Source organism: Methylorubrum sp. SL192, assembly GCF_026672325.1.
Classification (GTDB): Bacteria; Pseudomonadota; Alphaproteobacteria; order Rhizobiales; family Beijerinckiaceae; genus Methylobacterium; species Methylobacterium extorquens.
Genome location: NZ_JAPPQV010000003.1, coordinates 944,884 through 962,438 on the forward strand (window position 1 = coordinate 944,884; position 17,555 = coordinate 962,438).

Annotated in this window: 16 protein-coding genes; 4 read left to right on the plus strand and 12 right to left on the minus strand. The window is 72.4% G+C overall.

The genetic code is table 11. The annotated features are described in order from the left end of the window. Positions 1-31: 31 nt before the first annotated feature. Complete coding sequence (gene puuE, locus OVA30_RS05135; RefSeq protein WP_015950630.1) at positions 32-1,444, minus strand: allantoinase PuuE; 1,413 nt, start codon at positions 1,442-1,444, stop codon at positions 32-34. A 236-nt stretch (positions 1,445-1,680) separates the two neighbouring features. On the opposite strand from puuE, the gene uraH reads away from it, so the two are divergent. Beyond that, positions 1,681-2,076 (plus strand): hydroxyisourate hydrolase, encoded by a 396-nt coding sequence (uraH, locus tag OVA30_RS05140; RefSeq protein ID WP_268174804.1) that lies wholly within the window; start codon positions 1,681-1,683, stop codon positions 2,074-2,076. Here the strand turns inward: uraH and OVA30_RS05145 are convergent. The 11 genes from OVA30_RS05145 to OVA30_RS05195 all read right to left on the minus strand — a co-directional run bounded on the left by OVA30_RS05145 (position 2,061) and on the right by OVA30_RS05195 (position 13,405). Next, positions 2,061-2,573, minus strand: coding sequence for a (2Fe-2S)-binding protein (locus OVA30_RS05145; RefSeq protein ID WP_268174805.1), 513 nt, complete (start codon positions 2,571-2,573; stop codon positions 2,061-2,063). The two genes, uraH and OVA30_RS05145, sit on opposite strands and share 16 nt — an antisense overlap. After that, positions 2,570-5,758 (minus strand): molybdopterin cofactor-binding domain-containing protein, encoded by a 3,189-nt coding sequence (locus tag OVA30_RS05150; RefSeq protein ID WP_268174806.1) that lies wholly within the window; start codon positions 5,756-5,758, stop codon positions 2,570-2,572. The genes OVA30_RS05145 and OVA30_RS05150 overlap by 4 nt, the downstream gene beginning before the upstream one ends. Positions 5,759-5,810: 52 nt before the next feature. Further along, positions 5,811-6,671 carry an aromatic ring-hydroxylating dioxygenase subunit alpha gene (locus OVA30_RS05155; RefSeq protein ID WP_268174807.1) on the minus strand — a complete coding sequence of 287 codons (861 nt, stop codon included), beginning with the start codon at positions 6,669-6,671 and terminating at the stop codon, positions 5,811-5,813. 13 nt (positions 6,672-6,684) lie between these two features. Further along, on the minus strand, positions 6,685-8,067 hold the full coding sequence (locus OVA30_RS05160) for an amidohydrolase family protein (protein WP_268174808.1): 1,383 nt from the start codon (positions 8,065-8,067) through the stop codon (positions 6,685-6,687). A 7-nt stretch (positions 8,068-8,074) separates the two neighbouring features. Further along, positions 8,075-9,631: a GMC family oxidoreductase gene (locus tag OVA30_RS05165; protein WP_268174809.1), complete on the minus strand. Its 1,557-nt coding sequence runs from the start codon at positions 9,629-9,631 to the stop codon at positions 8,075-8,077. 1 nt (position 9,632) lies between these two features. Then, the gene (locus tag OVA30_RS05170) at positions 9,633-10,274 is read right to left on the minus strand and encodes a thiamine pyrophosphate-dependent enzyme (RefSeq protein ID WP_268174810.1); all 642 of its coding nucleotides are present in this window, start codon (positions 10,272-10,274) and stop codon (positions 9,633-9,635) included. Further along, on the minus strand, positions 10,271-10,771 hold the full coding sequence (locus tag OVA30_RS05175; RefSeq protein ID WP_017484969.1) for a thiamine pyrophosphate-binding protein: 501 nt from the start codon (positions 10,769-10,771) through the stop codon (positions 10,271-10,273). The genes OVA30_RS05170 and OVA30_RS05175 overlap by 4 nt, the downstream gene beginning before the upstream one ends. A gap of 114 nt (positions 10,772-10,885) precedes the next feature. Continuing rightward, entirely contained in the window at positions 10,886-11,809 is a 924-nt protein-coding gene (locus OVA30_RS05180; RefSeq protein ID WP_268174811.1) for a LysR family transcriptional regulator, read from the minus strand. A gap of 18 nt (positions 11,810-11,827) precedes the next feature. Continuing rightward, entirely contained in the window at positions 11,828-12,469 is a 642-nt protein-coding gene (locus OVA30_RS05185) for a glutathione S-transferase family protein (RefSeq protein ID WP_268177456.1), read from the minus strand. 8 nt (positions 12,470-12,477) lie between these two features. Next, entirely contained in the window at positions 12,478-13,131 is a 654-nt protein-coding gene (locus OVA30_RS05190; RefSeq protein WP_268174812.1) for a Rieske (2Fe-2S) protein, read from the minus strand. Next, a complete protein-coding gene (locus tag OVA30_RS05195; protein ID WP_268174813.1) occupies positions 13,124-13,405 on the minus strand; it encodes a hypothetical protein in 282 nt (93 codons plus the stop codon). The genes OVA30_RS05190 and OVA30_RS05195 overlap by 8 nt, the downstream gene beginning before the upstream one ends. Before the next feature lie 378 nt (positions 13,406-13,783). Here OVA30_RS05195 and OVA30_RS05200 point away from each other — a divergent pair, with 378 nt between their 5' ends. The 3 genes from OVA30_RS05200 to OVA30_RS05210 are packed head-to-tail and all read left to right on the plus strand — an operon-like array spanning position 13,784 to position 17,537. Continuing rightward, entirely contained in the window at positions 13,784-14,899 is a 1,116-nt protein-coding gene (locus OVA30_RS05200; RefSeq protein WP_268177457.1) for a BMP family ABC transporter substrate-binding protein, read from the plus strand. Further along, positions 14,899-16,488 carry an ABC transporter ATP-binding protein gene (locus OVA30_RS05205; RefSeq protein WP_268174814.1) on the plus strand — a complete coding sequence of 530 codons (1,590 nt, stop codon included), beginning with the start codon at positions 14,899-14,901 and terminating at the stop codon, positions 16,486-16,488. Before OVA30_RS05200 ends, OVA30_RS05205 begins: the two co-directional genes overlap by 1 nt. Then, entirely contained in the window at positions 16,485-17,537 is a 1,053-nt protein-coding gene (locus tag OVA30_RS05210; RefSeq protein ID WP_268174815.1) for an ABC transporter permease, read from the plus strand. The genes OVA30_RS05205 and OVA30_RS05210 overlap by 4 nt, the downstream gene beginning before the upstream one ends. Positions 17,538-17,555 lie beyond the last annotated feature (18 nt).

Here is a 17,555-nt window from a genome sequence, read left to right on the forward strand (position 1 = left end):
GTCCGGCGGCGGGAGGCCGCCTGGGCGCGGATCAACTCTCCGAGGGCAGCCGGTCCTTCAGGCGCAGCCACGCGATCCGCTCGATTTGGCGCAAAGCCTCCTGAAACTCCTGCTCGGGATCGTTGCGCAGCCGCGCCTCGAACGCCGCCAGGATTGCCTCGCGGCTGCTGCCCTTGATGGCCATGATGAAGGGCAGGTCGAAGCGCGCGCGGTAGGCCGCGTTCAGCCGCTCGAACCGCGCCAACTCCTCGGCCGAGAGCGCGCCGAGGCCGGCGCTGCCCTGCTCGGTGGTGGAGGCTTGCGTCAACTGTCCCGCCTGGGCGAGCCGTCCGGCGAGTTCGGGATGGGCGCGGATGAGGGCGCGCTGCTGCTCGGCGGGCAGGCCGCGCAGGGCGCCGACAAGCGCGGCATGGAGCCCCTCCGCGCTGTCCTCGCGCGCGGTGAGGCCGGCCTGCCACGCCCGGAGCGCGATCTCCGGCGTGTCCTCGAAGATGTCGCCGAACCGGGTGAGGAACTGCGCCGCGCTCATGGTGCTCGGGCGCAAGGTTTCGGCCGGGTGCCGCGCCGTCCAGTGCCGGGCGATGTCGATGCGGCGCGCCAGCCAGACGCCGTCATGGGCGGCAACGTGGTCGAGGAAGCGCGCGAGGGCGGCGATGCGGCCGGGCCGGCCGACCAGACGGCAGTGCAGGCCCACTGACATCATCTTCGGCGCGGCGGCGCCCTCCGCGTAGAGCGCATCGAAGCTGTCGCGCAGGTAGGTGAAGAAGTGCTCGCCGGTGTTGAAGCCCTGCGCCGTGGCGAAGCGCATGTCGTTCGCGTCGAGGGTGTAGGGCACCACGAGGCCGGTGCCGGCCCGCCCGTACAGCCAGTAGGGCAGGTCGTCGGCGTAGGAATCGGCGAGATAGGCAAAGCCCCGTTCCAGGCCGAGTTCGAGCGTGTTGACGGAGGAGCGGCCGGTGTACCAGCCAAGGGGGCGCTCGCCCGTCACCTCCTCGTGCAGGCGGATCGCCGCATCCATCTGCGCGGCCTCCTCCGCGCGCGGCATATCGCGGTAATCGATCCATTTCAGGCCGTGGCTGGCGATCTCCCAATCCGCCTCCCGCATCGCGGCCACGACCTCCGGGTTGCGCGCCAGCGCGGTGGCGACGCCGAACACGGTCACCGGCACGCCCCGCTCGGTGAACAGCCGCCACAGCCGCCAGAAGCCGGCGCGGGCGCCGTACTCGTAGAGCGATTCCATGTTCATGTGGCGCATGCCGGGCCAGGGCGCCGCGCCGACGATCTCGGACAGGAACGCCTCGGAGGCCGCATCCCCGTGCAGGATGCAGTTCTCGCCCCCCTCCTCGTAGTTCAGCACGATCTGCACGGCGATCCGGGCGCCGCCGGGCCAGTCCGCCTGCGGAATGGTGCGGCCGTATCCGATCAGGTCGCGGGAGGTGTGCATCGATGACCCCGGGTCTGCCGCGCAGGCGCGCGGATCGTTCCGACTCGCTTCGGACGGTTGTGAAGATGCAACGATAGCGCCGCGCGGAGTGCTGATCTGTCGAACTTTTTGAAAGCTGCTCCCGAAAATCCGGGTTGGTGCGCGGGAGCCGATCTGCAAGGGTTGCGGTGCCGGCAAGGTGCGGCCCTCGGGCCGCCGCGGATCGCCCGGCGCGTCCGGAGGAGGAACCGCATCCCATGGCCGTCGCAAGCCCCGCCGCACCACCGGATGCCCGGCGGCTCACGACCCACGTGCTCGACACGTCCACCGGACACCCGGCGGCGGGGCTGACCCTCCAGCTTCTGCGCATCGAGGGCGAATCCCGCACGCTCCTCAAGACGGCCGCCACCAATGCCGACGGCCGCTGCGACGCGCCCCTCCTCTCGGGCGAGGCGATGGCGCCCGGCACCTACGAGATCGCGTTCGAGGTCGGCGCCTATTTCGCCCGCGCCGCCGGCGGCGAACCGCCGTCCTTCCTCGACATCGTGCCCGTGCGCTTCCGGATCGCGCCGCAGGGCTCGGACGGTCCCGCGCATCTTCACGTGCCGCTCCTGATCTCCCCCTACGGCTACAGCACCTATCGCGGAAGCTGAGCGGACGGCTCCGCACCCTCGGCGTCGCGCGCGGCGCGGAGTCGGTCCCGCGCGGTCAGCGCCCCGCGCAGGATCGAGGCGTATCCCGTGCAGCGGCAGAGATTGCCGGTCAGCGCGGCCCGGATCTCCGCCTCGCCGGCCTCCGGCACGCGGCCGAACAGGGCGGCGAGGGCCAGGACGAAGCCCGGTGCGCAGTAGCCGCACTGGAACGCATTCTCGTCGATGAGGGCGGCGCGCACGATCGCGACCTCCGGGCCCGCCTCGGGGTGGTCCGCGGTCAGGATCTCGGCCCCCTCCAGGCGATAGGCCATGACGAGGCAGGCGTTGACGGGCCGCCCATCCATCAGGACAGTGCAGGCGCCGCAGCGCCCGATCCGGCAGCCGGGCTTCGCCGCCGTGAGCCCGTGATCCTCGCGCAGGATGTCGAGGAGGCTGCGGGCGGGATCGTCCGGGAGGACGCGGTCGCACCCGTTCAGGCGGAAGCGCGGCGCGCTCACGCCGCCGCTCCGTCGCCGAGCGCGCACAGGAGCGTCTCGGGCGAGAAGGGTGCGGCGCAGGGCCAGTGGCCGATGGCGTCGGCCACCGCCGCGGCGATCGCCGGAGTCACCGCGCCGATGCCGAGTTCGCCGATGCCGCGCGGGCCGTAGGGGTCGCCGGAATCGAGATCCTCCAGGGCGAGGACCCGGCTCCGCTCGGGCGCGTCGGCGATGGTGGGCATCAGGTAGCCGTCGAGATTCGCGGCCGCGTAGCGTCCCGCTTCCATCCGCGCGTCCTCGGTCAGGGTGAAGCCGAGCCCCTGCACGCCGCCGCCCTCGATCTGGCCGAGATAGGCGGCAGCATCGAGTACCGGCCCGGCGGCGGTGTGCTGGTGGAGGTCGAGCACGCGGACCTCGCCGGTGACACGGTCCACGGCAACGCGGGCCAGAGTCGCGCCGAAGGCGAAGAGGTAGCGAGCATTGCCCGCCACGTAGTCGGCCTTGGGAAACTCGAAGGCGGCGCGGGATTGGGGTAGGGCCTCGGGCGGAAGCCCGGCGGCGAGTTCGGCGAAGCCGAGGAGGGGGCGCCCGCTGTTCGAGCGCGCCTCGCGGATGCCGCCGGGACCGAGCGCCAGATCCGCCGCCGAAAGGCCGAGGCGGCGCGCCGCCGCGTCGAGGAGGGCATGGGCGAAGGCGGGCGCGGCGCTCCGGGCCCCCTCCCAGACCACGAAGGTGCCGCGCGACGCTGTGGTGGAGCCAGAATCTGGGGTGTGCCCGGTATCGCCGATCACGGGACGGATCTCGGCGCGGTCCACCCCGAGGCGCGCAGCCACAGCGCTGCAGATCGCCGCCTGGAGACCCTGGCCGATCTCGTCGAGGCCGTAGAGCGCCTCGATCGCGCCGTCGGCCGCGAGCCGCAGTTCCACGGCAGCGCGATCCTCCGGCAGCGAGCCGAGGCCGTTGCCCTGATAGTTGAGCGCGAGGCCGACGCCGATCGCCGCTCCCGCGCCTTCCGGACCGGCGGACCAGAGCGGGCTCGCTGCGGCGGCGTCGAGCATCTCGGCGAGGCGCTCGCTCGGCCCCACCGTCTGGCCGAAGAAGCCGGGGCTGCCCGGCGCCCGCAGGTTGCGGCGGCGCAAAGCGATGGGATCGCAGCCGACGGCCTCCGCGAGGCGCCCGATCTGGCACTCGATCGCGAAGGTCATCTCGTTGGCGCCAAAGCCCCGGAAGGCGCCGCAGGTGCCGTTGTTGGTCGCCACGAGCCGCGCGACCCCCGCGACGTTCGGGACGAGGTAGGGGCCGCAGCAATGCTCCAGCGCGGTCTCGATCACTGCTGGGCTCAAGGATGCGTAGGCGCCGCCATCCGCAATCAGCTCGACGGCGACGGCGAGCAGGCGGCCCTGCGCGTCGCAGCCGGTGCGCATGCGGATTCGCATCGGGTTGCGCTTCACGCCCGCCGCCACCGATTCCGCCCGGCCGAGATGAAGGCGCACCGGCCGCCCGGTCTTCACCGCGAGCAGCGCCAGGGCCGGCTGCACGGTCAGCTCGTCCTTGCCGCCGAAGGCGCCGCCCGTCGGGCTGGTGACGACCCGTACCCGCGCTTCCGGCCAGCCAAGGATGCGGGCGATCTGGAGCCGGTCGCGGGCCCCGTGCTGCCCGCCGACGCGGATCGTGAGGCTGCCGTCGGCCTCGACCATCGCCCAGCCGCCCTCGGTCTCGAGGAAGCCGTGCATCTGCCGCGGCGTCACGTAGGTGCCCTCGACCACGTGGGCACAGGCCGCGAAGGCCGCCTCGGTGTCGCCGCGGGCGACGCGGACCTCGCGGCGCAGGTTGCCCTCCGGATGGAGCGGGGGTGCGCCGGGGGCCAGCGCCGCCTCCGGGGTGTCGAGGACGGGCAGCGGCGCGTAGGCGACGCGGATCAGGGCGAGGGCGGCCTCGGCCGTGGCCTCGTCCACGGCGGCCACCGCCGCCACCGCGTCGCCGACATAGCGCACGCGCTCGCCGCAGAGGGCGGGCTGGTCCTGCACCACGATCCCGTAGGCGTTGAGCCCCGGCACGTCGCGGTGGGTCAACACGGCGGCCACCCCCGGCAAGGCTTCCGCCTCCGCGGTGTCGATCGCCAGGATGCGGGCGTGAGGCCGGCCGGCCCGCAGGATGCGGCCGACGAGCATGCCCGGCACCCGCGCGTCGGTGTGATAGGCGAGCCGGCCGTGAACCTTGTCGGCGATGTCCGGGCGCTGGTGCCATCCCGCCGGACCGGCCGCGCGCGAGACCACGCGCTCGCCCGCGGGCGCGCCTGCGCCGACGGGCCGGTGCCGTGGGGTGGCTCGCGCGCCCGAAAGCCTGTCGGCCCCGCCGAGGCTGGCGACGAGGGCGTTGGCCGCCGCCCAGCGCCGGTAGCGGGCGCTGCGCAGGTCATCGCCCGGCGCGTCGATCTCGGCCAGGAGTTCGGCGTGGAGGCCCGCCCAGTCGATGGCGGCCAGGGACCGGCCCGCGAGAAGGGCCTCGGAACGGGGAAGACGCTGCGGGCGCACCGGGCCGCCCCCGGCCGCGAGGCGGGCCGCGCCGATGACGCCTCCGTCGAGGGGGAGCAGGCCCGCCACGCCGATGACGCTCGGGCTGAAGGCGGCCCGCAGGCCCACCTTGCGCAATGTCGCGGGCGATCCCTCCGGCTGCTCGGGGACCGTGACGGCGAGGATGAGGCTCGCGGGGCGGGCTGCCTGCCCGAGCCAGTCGGCGAGCGCCACGCGCTCCCGGCCCGCCGCTGTCAGGATGTCGAGGGCCGCGTCGAGGGCGACCAGAGCGGGCAGGCAGCAGCCGGTCCGCCCCGCCACGTTGCCGCCGAGGCTCGCCAGGCTGCGCACGGCCGGGGCGGCGACGGTCCGCACCGCCCGGCTCAGAAGGGGAGCGCGCCGCGCGACGTCTGCGTCGGCCTCGATCTCAGCGAGTGGCGTCGCGGCGCCGATCCGGAGACCGCCGCCCCATGCCTCGATGCCGCGCAGCTCCGGCAAGCCGGAGAGGTCCACGAGGAGGCCGGGCCGCTCCGCGCCCGCCGCCCAGTCGAGCTGGAGCGCGGTGGCGCCGGCGGCGAGCCGGGCCTCCCCGCCGTGCCGCGACAGGGCGGCGAGCGCCTCGCCGGCATCGCGCGGTCTCAGGACGCGCAGGGCCTGCCCGCTCATGCCCGAGCCGTCCCGGCCAACCGGCATCCACATTTCCCGGCATGCCCTGCGCGCTGGGGCCGGGCTTCGGGCGCGCCCGTCATCCGTGCCCCACCGTACCGAAGCGAAGTCCCTTCTCCTTGAGCCAGCGCCGGTAGACCACGGAGGACTTGTCGGCCCGCGTCGGGATCTCGTGGCGGGGCTCTAGCGGCAGCCTCAGGGGGCGCTGGTTCTCGACGATGATGCGGTCCTGCAGGAAGATCACCTGCTCGAAATTCAGCAGCGCCGTGTGCGTCGAGCAGGAATCCACGAGGTACATCACGGGCTGGGCCCGGCACAGCTCCTCCTCCATCGGCTGGATGAACAGGGCGATGGCGTCGAGGCGGTCCGGGGCGCTCGGGCAGACCCGGTAGAGCATCACCACGAAGGGCGAGGGCACCCGGTAGGTGAGGCGGACGAAATCGCCCTGCGTCTCGGTCGCGGCGATGCGGGGCTGGAAGAAGCTGCAATTCGTCGCCCAGACCTCATCGACGTCGCGGCGGATCTCGGAGGCGTAGGCCGGCACCTCGGTGTTCGGCTCGGCGCCGAGGATGTCGGTATGGACGAAGGGGAAATGGGCCATGTCGAGGAAGTTCTCGACCACGCGCGGGCCGGAGGTGCGCATCTTCACCCAGCCGCAGGGGACGTGGCGGCGGTCCGGCTCGTCGGCTTCCGTGATCGCGATCACGTCGCGGTTCGGGTGCCCGAGGGTGGTCCAGAGGCAGCCGTAGCGCTCGCGCACCGGCAGAGCCGGGCCGAACCCGTCGGCCAAGCATTCGCGCACCCGCGGCGCGCCGTCCGGCAACCGGTCGCAGACGATGTCCTGGCCGAGGAGGTGGGTCACGACGGGCGCCGCGGTCACGGCCGCCGCGGTCTCGACGGCGTACCATTCATCGAGGGCCACCCGGTCGTCGGTCTTCATCGGGAGGCCCCCGTCATCGGCCGGCCTCCGTCCACTGGACGCTGCCGGTCTCGTTCTCGGCGAGCCAGGCCGCGCGGCGCGCGAACAGGCCCGGCGCGAGGCCGCGGACATGGTCGATCAGCGCGCGCAGGTCTGCGGTCTTGAGGCGGCCGTCCTCGACCACGACCACGCCGTCGACCATGGTCAGATCGACGTCCGAGCCCCGCACCGCGTGGACGAGGTTGTGCTGGAGGTTGAACCAGGGGCCATCGCCGAAGAGCGGCGTCATCCGCGGCGTGTCGGTGCGGATGGCGATCAGGTCGGCGCGCTTGCCGGGTTCGAGGGAGCCGATCTCACGGTCGAGCCCGAGCGCCTTCGCGCCCAGAATCGTTCCCATGCGCAGGGCCTCCCAGGAATCGAGGGCCGCCGCGTCGAGGTTCTTGAGCTTTCCGAGCAGCGAGGCGGTCTTCATCTCCTCGAACATGTCGAGGTTGTTGTTCTCCTTCTCGCCGTCGGTGCCGAGGCCGACCGCGACGCCAGCCCGCAGCATCGCGTCGACCGGCGCGATGCCGCTCGCGAGTTTCATGTTGCTGACAGGGTTGTGCGCCACCGCCACGCCGCGCGCGGCGATCAGCTCGATCTCAGCGGCGTCGAGCCAGACCGCGTGGGCGATGAGCGCGTGCGGCGTCTCGAAGAAGCCGAGCCGGTCGAGGGCGACCATCGCCCGGCAGCCGTAGCGCTGCTCGAACTCGGCGATTTCGACCTCGGCCTCGCTGCAATGGGTGTGAAACCCGGTGCGGTGGCGCTGGGCCATCTCGATGGCGCGCCGCTGCCCGGCCTCGTCGGCGTAGAACAGGTGCTCCAGCCCGACCCAAACGTTGATGCGCCCGTTCGCGCTGCCGTGCCGGCTCTCGATCAGCCTTTCGTTGTCGTCGAGGTGGTCGAAATAGTCGTAGTCGGGATGCGCGCCGACATAGGGCACGCAGACGAGGCGGTTGCCCAGGGTCTCGGCGGCCCGCGCGCTGCCCTCCATGAAGCGCCACATGTCGAGCATCGTCGTGCTGCCGGACAGGAGGCCCTCAGCGTAGCAGAGCCAGGAGGCGGCCTCCGCCTCCTCGGGGCGCAGCAGCCGGTGCATCGGGTTGATGTGCAGCCGCAGCCAGTCCCAGACCGGGAGATGCTCAGCGGTGCCGCGCAAGAAGCCGGAATGCATGTGCGCATTGACGAGGCCCGGCATGAGCAGCCGGTCGGGCAGGCGCACGACCGCTGCGCCTGGGTTCGCGGCGATGATCGCCTCGCGGGGGCCGACCGCACCGATCCGGCTTCCTTGGATCAGGACGGCGCCGTCTGTGAGGACGCGATTGTCCGGGTCCATCGTCAGGACGAGGTCGGCGGCAAGGATACGGTCGGCGCTCATGTCGGGCTCATCCTGCGGCATTCCGGATCAGGTCGGCGGCGCGCTCGGCGATCATCACCACGGCGGCCTGCGTGTTGCCGGTCGGGATCGTCGGGATCACCGAGGCGTCGGCGAGGCGCAGGCCGGCCACGCCATGCAGGTTCAGGGCCGGATCGACCACGGCGGCCGGGCCGGTGCCCATCGCGCAGGTGCCGCAGCTGTGGAAGAAGGTGGAGCAGGCCCGCGCCACGAAGGCGTCGGCCTCGGATCGGTTGAGCCTTCGGGCCGGGGTCAGCGGCACGGCGCCGAGATCGCGGAACGCGGCCGTGTCCGCGAGGTCGAGAATCGTGTCGATGGCGCCCGCCAGAGCCGCGCGGTCGGCGGGCTCGGCCAGAAAATTCGGCCGCAGCGTGATCGGGCCGTCCGGTTCGGCGCTCTGCAGGCGCAGGCTGCCGACGCTGGTCGAACCCATCAGCCCCGGCGAGACGGCGAAGACCGGGCCGGAGAGGTCGGCGGTGGCGGCGATCTCGGGACCGGCATGAGGGCCCTGGACCACGAAGGCGTGGAGGTCGGGCGCGCGCAGGCCCGGCCGGCTGCGCCAGTTGAGCTGCGCCCCGCCGCCGTTGTCGCGCACCGGCCCGAGGGGGGCGCGGGCGGAGAAATTGATCCCCATCAGCAGGGGATGGTCCTGAAGGTTCTGCCCGACGCCCGGCAGGGCGTGGCGCGCGGCGATCCCGAGCCGGGCAAGGTCGGCCGGATCGCCGATGCCGGAGCGCATCAGCAGCGCGGGCGTGCCGATCGCGCCGAGGGTCAGCACCACCTCGTGGCGGGCGCGCACCGCGACGATCCCGCTCTCGAGGCCGAGGCGCAGGCCGGAGCAGACAGCGCCCGAGACCAGGAGGTCGATGACCGTCGCCCCGGTGAGAACCCGGAGGTTCGGATGGTCCGCGAGCGGCCGGATGTAGCCGTCGACCACGCTCCAGCGGCGGGCCCCGCGCTGGTTCAGGTTGGCGAGCGCCGTCCCGGCATTGTCCGGCCCGTTGGCGTCGGCCAGCACCGGCATGCCGCGTTCGGCCGCGGCCGCGATCAGGGCGCTGGCAACGGGGTGAGGATCGCGCGACGTCTCGATGCGCAGCGGCCCGCCCGCCCCGCGCAGGGGTGTCTCCCCGCCCTCCCAGTCCTCCGCCCGCTTGAAATACGGGAGCACCGTGGCGAAGTCCCAGCCCGTCGCCCCGGCGGCGGCCCAGCCGTCGTAATCGGAGGGGTGGCCCCGGTTCCACAGCATGGCGTTGATGCTGCTCGATCCGCCGAGCACCCGCCCGCGCGGGATCGCGATGGCGCGGCCGGCCACCTCGGGGGTGGGCGCGTAGGCGTAGCCCCAGTCGCAGGGACCGCCGAGGAGCCCGACCCAGGCCCCGGCATCGGCGATGGCGGGCTCGGCGCTGTCCGGCGGACCGGCTTCCACCAGCAGCACGGAGAATCCCGCCGCCGCAAGCCGACCCGCGACGACGCATCCGCCGGTGCCCGCCCCGGCCACGATCACGTCGTAGGCGGCCTCCAGCGCGTCGGCAGCGTCGCGCAGCATCTTAGTTGTGCTCGCTCGGGCCCATGATGGTGACGCCCTCGCTCGCCTCGACGTGGCGCACGAAGATGTACTTGTCCTCGCGCCCGTCGCTGTGCTTCCGCCGGATGCCGGGCTGGACGGTGCCGGCCACCTTCGCGACGACGAGATAAGGAACCTCGGCCGCGAGCCCCTCGGCGCAGTGCCGCTCGAAACCATCGAGGTCGTGCACTGTGTAGGCGTGCTCGACGCCGGCGCCGCGGGCGATCGCCGCGAGATCGACGCGGCCCTTGGCGGTGTGGGTCGGCGGCCCGCCGATCGACTGGTAGCACTGGTTGTCCCAGACGACGACAAACAGGTTCTTCGGCCGCTCGTTGCCCAAAGTGGCGAGAATGCCGAGGTTGAACAGCAGCCCCCCGTCGGTGTCGAGCGAGACGATGCGCCGGTGCGGCAGCCCGGCGGCGAGGCCGAAGGCCTGGGGCGTGACGCAGCCGAGCTGCTGCTGGAACAGGCTGGCGGCGCGCATATGCGGCGCCGCATTGTACCACTCGTCCACGCTGCCCCCGAGGGACAGGATCACGAGTTCGTCCCGCAGGCGCGCCGCGAGGCGCTGCATACAGGCGTAGCGCTTCATCGGCCGGCCGGATGCTTCGGGTTCGACGCTCATCGCACGATGCTCCCGCCCAGCGCCACCGCCGCGTGGTAGTAGGAGGCGTAGGCCGAGGCGTAGGCGTCCGCGATGGCCGTCTCGATGGCGGCTTCCTCGCGCACCACCCGGTAGGGGATGCGCAGGGCCTGCAGCACCGGCTCCATGGTGATGCCGTGCGGGATCGCCCACCAGTTGTTCTCGCCCAGATCGCCCCGGTAGCTCATCAGCATCACCACCGGGATGCCTGCGCCGAGGCCCATGCGGGCGAGCGGCTCGACCGAGGCGCGCAGGCCCGAATTCTCCATCACCAGCACGGCGCGCTTGCCGGAGAGGAAGACGCCGCCGCAGATCGCCGCGCCCTCGCCCTCGTTGGTGACCGGGATGGTGCGCAGGTCCGGATCCGCGTCGAGGGCCGGGTAGAGTTCCTTGAACAGGGAATCCGGCAGGTAGCAGACGATCGAGACGCCCGCCCGCTTCAGGCCGCGGATTACGGCGTCGACGGCTCCAGGCGTCATGGGGTCTCGGGCTCCATCATGGGCCGCAGGATCGACGCCCGACGCTGTCCTGAATAGCCGCCGTTTTTCGTCCACTCTGGTGCGCAGGGCGCAACAGCTCGGCTCAGGCATAACTCAGGCTTGGCTCTGGGCCTCGACGGCACGGGCCAGCATCGCCGCGAGCGCCGCGCCCGCCTCCGAGAGCCGGTCGCGATTGCGCGCCACGAGCACGAGCCGGCGCGGGCGCAGCTTCGGATCGCGCAGGGGCACGAAGACGAGGCGCCCTTCGGCGATCTCGGCCTCGACGCCGAGCCGGGCCTGGAGCGAGATCCCGGCACCCGCGCTCGCCAGCGCCGCCATCGTCCCGATGGAGTTGGTGGTGACGCGCCGCCCGACATGGGCGGAGGCGTCGGCCAAAGCCTCCTCGATCGCCGCGCCGAGGGTCAGACTGGTGTCCGAGAGGATGACCGCCTCCTGCGCCAGATCGAACATCCGCAGGGACTCGCGGCCCGCGAGCGGGTGCTCCGGACGCATCAGCGCCCCGACCGGGACCAAGGCGGCCGCGAGGCGCTGGGCCCCCCGCGGCGCGCGCAGGTCGAAGCCGAGGGCGATCTCGCACTCGCCATCCGCGATCGCCGCGGCGGCCTCCGTCGAGCGCACCACCTGGACATCGACCGCGACCCCCGGATGCCGCTCCCAGAACGCGCCCATCACCGCCGGGAACAGGCCGCGGGCAACGCTCTCAACGAGGGCGACGGTGACAGTGCCGCGGTGCAGGCCCTGTAATTCGCCGACCTCGGTGCAGGCCCGGCTCAGTTCGCCCAGGCTCAGCCGCGCCCGGTAGAGCAGGAGTTCGCCCGCGCTGGTGAGGCGCAGGCGCTGCTTGGCGCGCTCGAACAGCTTGGTGCCGATATCCTCCTCGAGCTGGACGATCACGCGGCTGATCGAGGAGGGCGCCACGTTGAGCGCGCGGGCGACTTGCCGGATCGAGCCCGCGCGGGCGACGAGCTGGAAGTAGTGCAGCCGCGTCGAGACGAGGCCGAGGCGGTGCGGGTCCACGGGCGCCCTGTCCAGCGGTCAATGATAGTCGGGAATGCCCGGCATGGTGCGGAAACCGGGTAGGCCGCGGACGCGGCGGCTCCAGCGGCGCAGGCCGGGATAGGCCTCGTGGTCGATCCCGAAATCCCGGCTGAGGGCGAAGGCGGGGAACAGGGCGAGATCGGCGATCGTCGGGCCCGTGCCTGCGAACCAGCTCGCGCCCGAGAACCCGCGCAGGACGATATGGTCCTCCATCACCCGGAAGGCCGCCCGCGCCCGGTTCTCAAGGTCCGGCCCGTCGCCCGGATGGTCGAACAGGGCCGCGCGCCGCGCGAGGCTGGCCGCGTGCAGCTCGCGCGTGGCGAAGGCGAGCCACATCAGGGTCTCGCCGAAGGCCGCCGGCTCCTGCGGCAGCCATGTGCCGGCGGGATCGTAGCGCCGCGCGAGATAGGCGAGGATCGCCTCGGCCTCCCGCAGCACCGTGCTGCCATCGACGAGGATCGGGAGCGTGCCGAGGGGGTTCAGGTCGATCAAGGGGGCGCGCGTCTGCTCGGCGCCGGGGACCATGTCGACCGCCACGGTCTCGCAGCCGAGCCCGAGCGCCCCGAGCGCGAGCCGGACCTTGTAGCCGTTCTCGTCGAGTTCGTAGTCGTAGAGGCGAAGGCTCACGGCAGGGCTCACGGCAAGGCTCACGGCGCGGCTCCCTCGATGGTCCGGCGCAGGGCGACGCAGGCGGCGGCGAGGCGGGCGAGATCGGCCGTCGGCGCATCGGGCGCGGCCGGCACCACGATGTGGGCCGCGCTCGCCTCCGCGGCGAGCGGCTGCACCGCGACGAGGACGGGCGACCCGCCGAGATCGATGCGGGCGAGCCCGTCGGACCCGGCACCGCCGAGCGCCGCCGCGAGGCGCGCGGCCGGCGCGTCGAGGTAGAGGCTGCGCAGGGGCGAGACGGGGACGGCCTCGGCCTCGTCGGGCGCGGTCTCCGGGGCGTCGGCCGGCCTTCCCCAGCGGACCCAGATCAGCCCGGCCCGCTCGCGGCACGGATAGGTCCGCGTCCGGATCATCGGGCTCACCTCGAGATCCGGATGGGCTGGGATGTAGCGGCACTGGCCAGCCGCGTCGTAGCGCCAGCCGTGATAGAGACAGGCGATGTGATCGCCGCGCACGAAGCCGAAGCTCAGGCGCATGCCGCGATGCGGGCAGCGATCCTCCCAGACATGCACGGCGCCCGCGGCGTCGCGCCAGACCACGAGTTCGTGGCCGAACAGGCGCGTGCCCGCCGAGGTCGAGGGCTCGATGTCGGCGCCCAGCGCGACCGCGTACCAACCGTCCGGTTCATCCATCGTCATGCTCCCGCTCGAAGGTGGCGATCCCGGCCCAATCCGTGTCGCGCCGCTCGATCTCGTGGACGAGGCAATCCATGGGCCCGAGGCTGCAGGCCATCTCGAAGGCATCGATGAAATCGCGCTGGCCCGCGATGGCGACGATCATTCGGTCGGGTGTCGCCTCGGCCCAGGCCGAGTCCAGGGCGAGGAGGCGGGCGCGGTCCTCCGCGAAGGCCCGGAAGCTCGCGGCCCGGAACCGGCCGGTAAAGGTCATGACAGTCGCACCACCCATGGCCGTGCCCTCCGGCGCGCGATGCCTCGTTTCGCGCCATCCCGAACCCCTGCTTAAGGCTTCATCATTCCTCCGCGCAAGTCCGCGCAAACCGATGGTCGCGCGTCCCGGCGTTGTTGCGTGGAGCGCATCGGGGTGGTCGAGATTTGCCGGCTATCCGGGACAATTCGATCCGGACACGCTGGCTCGATGCGGCGGCCCGACCCAGGCACGGTCAAGGCACGGTTCTTGCCGGACTCTTTCCGGACTCTTGCCGCGTTCTGCTCGCGTCCTTGCCGATACGCTCCGCAGGCCGTCCTCGCCGAGGAACGTCGATCACCCCTGCCGCCCCGGCCTCGGGCGGCGATCCGAGAGGGAGCCAGTGCCGTGAGCGATCCCATGAGCGACGCCGCCCTGCCGAGCCGCCGCCATCTGCTCAGCCTCGGCGCCGGCCTCGGTGCCGGCCTCATCCTGCCACCCGGACTGAGCCCGGCCCGCGCCCAGGCGCCGCTGTCCGCGGTTCCCGAGAAGGATGCGGTGATCGCCTTCGGGCATGTCGGCCCGGTGACCGACGAAGGCTGGACCTGGAGCCACGACCAGGGAATGAAGGCCGTGCAGGCCGCCTTCCCGCAGGCCAAGACCCTGTTCGTCGAATCGATCCCCTATTCCGCCGACGCCGCGCGCACCTTCCGGAACTTCGTCTCGAACGGCGCGAGCCTCGTCTTCGCCACCTCGAATTACGGCGACTTCTTCTCCGACGTCGCCAAGCGCGCGAAGAAGGTCGGCTTCCTCGAATGCGACGGCCGGACCACGGGCGACAATCTCGGCTGGTACTACTTCGCGCATTGGTACCCGACCTACGTGCTCGGCGTCGCCGCCGGCCTGATGAGCAAGACGGGCAAGCTCGGCTACGTCGCCTCCTTCCCGGTGCCCTCGTGCTTCTCCTCGACCAACGCCTTCCTGATGGGCGCCCGCACGGTGAAGCCCGAGGCGACCGTGCAGGTCATCTCGATCAATTCCTGGTTCGATCCGCAGGCCGCGACGCAGGCCGGCGTGGCGCTGGCCAACAACGGCTGCGACTTCCTCTTCGGCATCATGGACGAGGCCGGCTACCTTCAGGTGGCGCAGCAGCGCGGCCTCAAGGCCGCGATGTGGAACACCGACATGCGCCGCTTCGGCCCCGACGCCTATGTCAGCTCGATCGTGGTCGATTCGCGCAAGTACTACGTCGATCAGGTCGGCAAGCGCATCGCCGGCACGTGGACGCCGGGCACCACGCTCCTGCCGATGGGCGGCGGCGTCGATCGCGACGCCTGGGGCCGGACCGTGCCGGAGGCCGTCGCAAAACAGGCCGACGCCGTGCGCGAAAAGATCCTCGGCGGCACCTCGCCCTTCGTCGGCGAGATCAGGGACAGCAAGGGCAAGGTCCGGGTCGCGGCCGGCAAGACCATGAGCGACCTCGACCTCTACAACTGGGACTGGTCGATCGAGGGCGTGACGGGCCTCGGTGCCTGATGGGGGTGCCGCTCGCGTTCCCGCCCGGCACGGCCGCGGACATCACGCCTAGCATTCCGCCCGGCACCCCCGCCCTCGTCGAATTGCAGGGGATCACCAAGACGTTTCCGGGCGTGCTCGCCAACGACGCGGTCGATCTCGCGGTGATGCCGGGGGAGATCCACGCGCTGCTCGGTGAGAACGGGGCCGGCAAGTCGACCCTGATGAACATCCTCACCGGCATCTACCAGCCCGATGCCGGCACGATCATCCTCGATGGCTACGCCCGCGCGCTGCCCTCGCCGCAGGCGGCGATCCGCGCCGGGATCGGCATGGTGCACCAGCACTTCAAGCTGGTGCCGGCCTTCACGGTGGCCGAGAACATCCATCTCGGCTGGTCGCGGACGCCCTGGCGCGCCTCGGCGGGGGCGCTCGAAGCGCGCACGCGGGCGCTCGCCGAGCGCTTCAACCTCGCGGTCCGGCCGGACGCGGTCGTCGGCGACCTCTCGGCCGGTGAGCAGCAGAGGGTCGAGATCCTCCGGGTTCTGGCGCGCGACGCCCGCCTCCTGATCCTCGACGAGCCGACCGCCGTGCTGACGCCGGCGGAGGCGCGGGAGCTGTTTACAGCCCTGCGGGCGTTCCGCGCCTCCGGCAACGCCGTGATCTTCATCAGCCACAAGCTCGACGAGGTCGTCGCCATCGCCGACCGGATCAGCGTGCTGCGCGGGGGGCGGAAGGTCGCGACGCGCCCCGCCGCGGGCTCGGACGAGCGCGGCCTCGCGGCCCTGATGGTCGGCCACGACATCACCCTGCGTAAGGCGCGGCCGCGGGCGGTCGGCACGCCGGTCTCGGCGGCCCCGGTGCTCGAACTCGACCGCGTCTGCGCGCGCGACGAGCGCGGCCTCATGGCCCTGCGCGACGTCACCCTCGCCCTGCACGGCGGCGAGATCCTGGGCATCGCGGGGGTGGCCGGCAACGGCCAGCGCGAGTTGAGCCAGGTCGTCACCGGCATGCGCCGGGTCGCGGGTGGCACGGTCCGGATCGACGGCCGGCCCGTGGCCCGGACGGATGCGGCCGCTTTCGCGGCAGCCGGCATCGGCCATATCCCCGAGGATCGCCTGCGCAGCGGCCTCGCCCCCGACCTCAGCGTGGCCGACAACGCGGTGCTGCGGGAATATGCGGGCCCGCCCGTCGGCGGCGGCGGCCTGTTCCGACCCTGGGCGGCTTCGCGCCTTGCCCGGACCATCGCCGCCGACGCCGCCGTCGCGGTGCCGGATTTCGGCATGCCGGTCCGCAACCTGTCGGGCGGGAACCAGCAGCGCCTCGTTGCCCGCCGTGAAATCCGCGTCGCCGGGCGGGTCCTGGTCGCCGCCTATCCCAGCCGCGGGCTCGATGTCGGAGCGATCGACACCCTGCTCTCCTACCTCGCGGAACTGCGCGACCGGGGCAGGGCGGTGCTGCTCTTTTCCGAGGAGCTGGAGGAGATCCTCGAACTCGCCGACCGGGTGGCGGTGCTGTTTGAGGGGCGGATCATGGGGGTGATGCCCGCTGCCGAGGCGGATGTGGAGACGCTGGGACTGATGATGGGCGGTCGGGGGGCGCGCGCATGAGCTGGCGGTTCCAGAGGGTTCCGAGCGTCCCGGCCGGCGCCGCCCTGGCCGGACGTGTCGGGGCAATCGTGGCGGCGCTCGCCTGCGTTTGGGTGGTCCTGACGCTCGCCGGCCTCGCGCCGGGACGCCTCGGCGCCGAGGTGATCGGCTCCGCCTTCGGCTCCGTCGAGGGACTGGAGGATCTCGGGCTCCTTGTCACGCCGCTGATCCTCACGGGGATCGCGGTGGCGCTGACCCAGCGCATCGGCCTTTGGAACATCGGCGGCGAGGGCCAGTTCAACGCTGGCGCGCTGGCCGCGACCGCCATCGGCCTCCATGTCGGCGGCGACGACGCCTGGGTTCTGCCGCTGATGGCGCTCGCCGGAGCGGCCGGGGGCGCGGCCTGGATCCTGGTGCCGACGCTCGCCCGGGCCTTCGCGGGGGTGAGCGAACTCATCACCACGCTCCTGCTGAACTTCGTCGCGGCCCTTCTCGTCGCGTGGCTCTGCACCGGCCCCTGGCGCGATCCGTCGGGCCGCGCGCTGGCGACCACGGCACGCATCCCTGCCGAACTGCCGCCCCTCGGCGATACCCTGCACTGGGGCTTTCCCGCCGCGGTCGCGGTGGCAATCCTCGCGGCCGGACTGCTGGCCTTTACGCGCTTCGGCTACGAGGTGCGGATTGCCGGCGCCAACCCTGGGGCGGCGCTCTATGCCGGCATCCCGGTCCGGGCCCGCATCGTCGCCGTGATGCTGCTCTCGGGCGCCGTCGCAGGCCTCGCCGGGACCATCGAACTCGCCGGGACCGTGCATCGGCTGCAGGGCGGCATCTCGAACAATTACGGCTATCTCGGCATCATGGTCGCGGTGCTCGCCCGGGGCTCCTGCCTCGGCGTGATTGCGGGCGCGGTGCTGATGGCGGCCCTGCTCAACGCCGGCATCGTGCTGCAGACCCAGGGCGTGAACACCAACACGGTGCTCGCCATCACCGGCCTGATCCTGCTGTTCACCGCGATCGGCGACGAGATCGTGCATTACCGGCCCGTGCGCCGGACCCCCATCCTGGGCTGAGGGACAGACCGCGTGGAG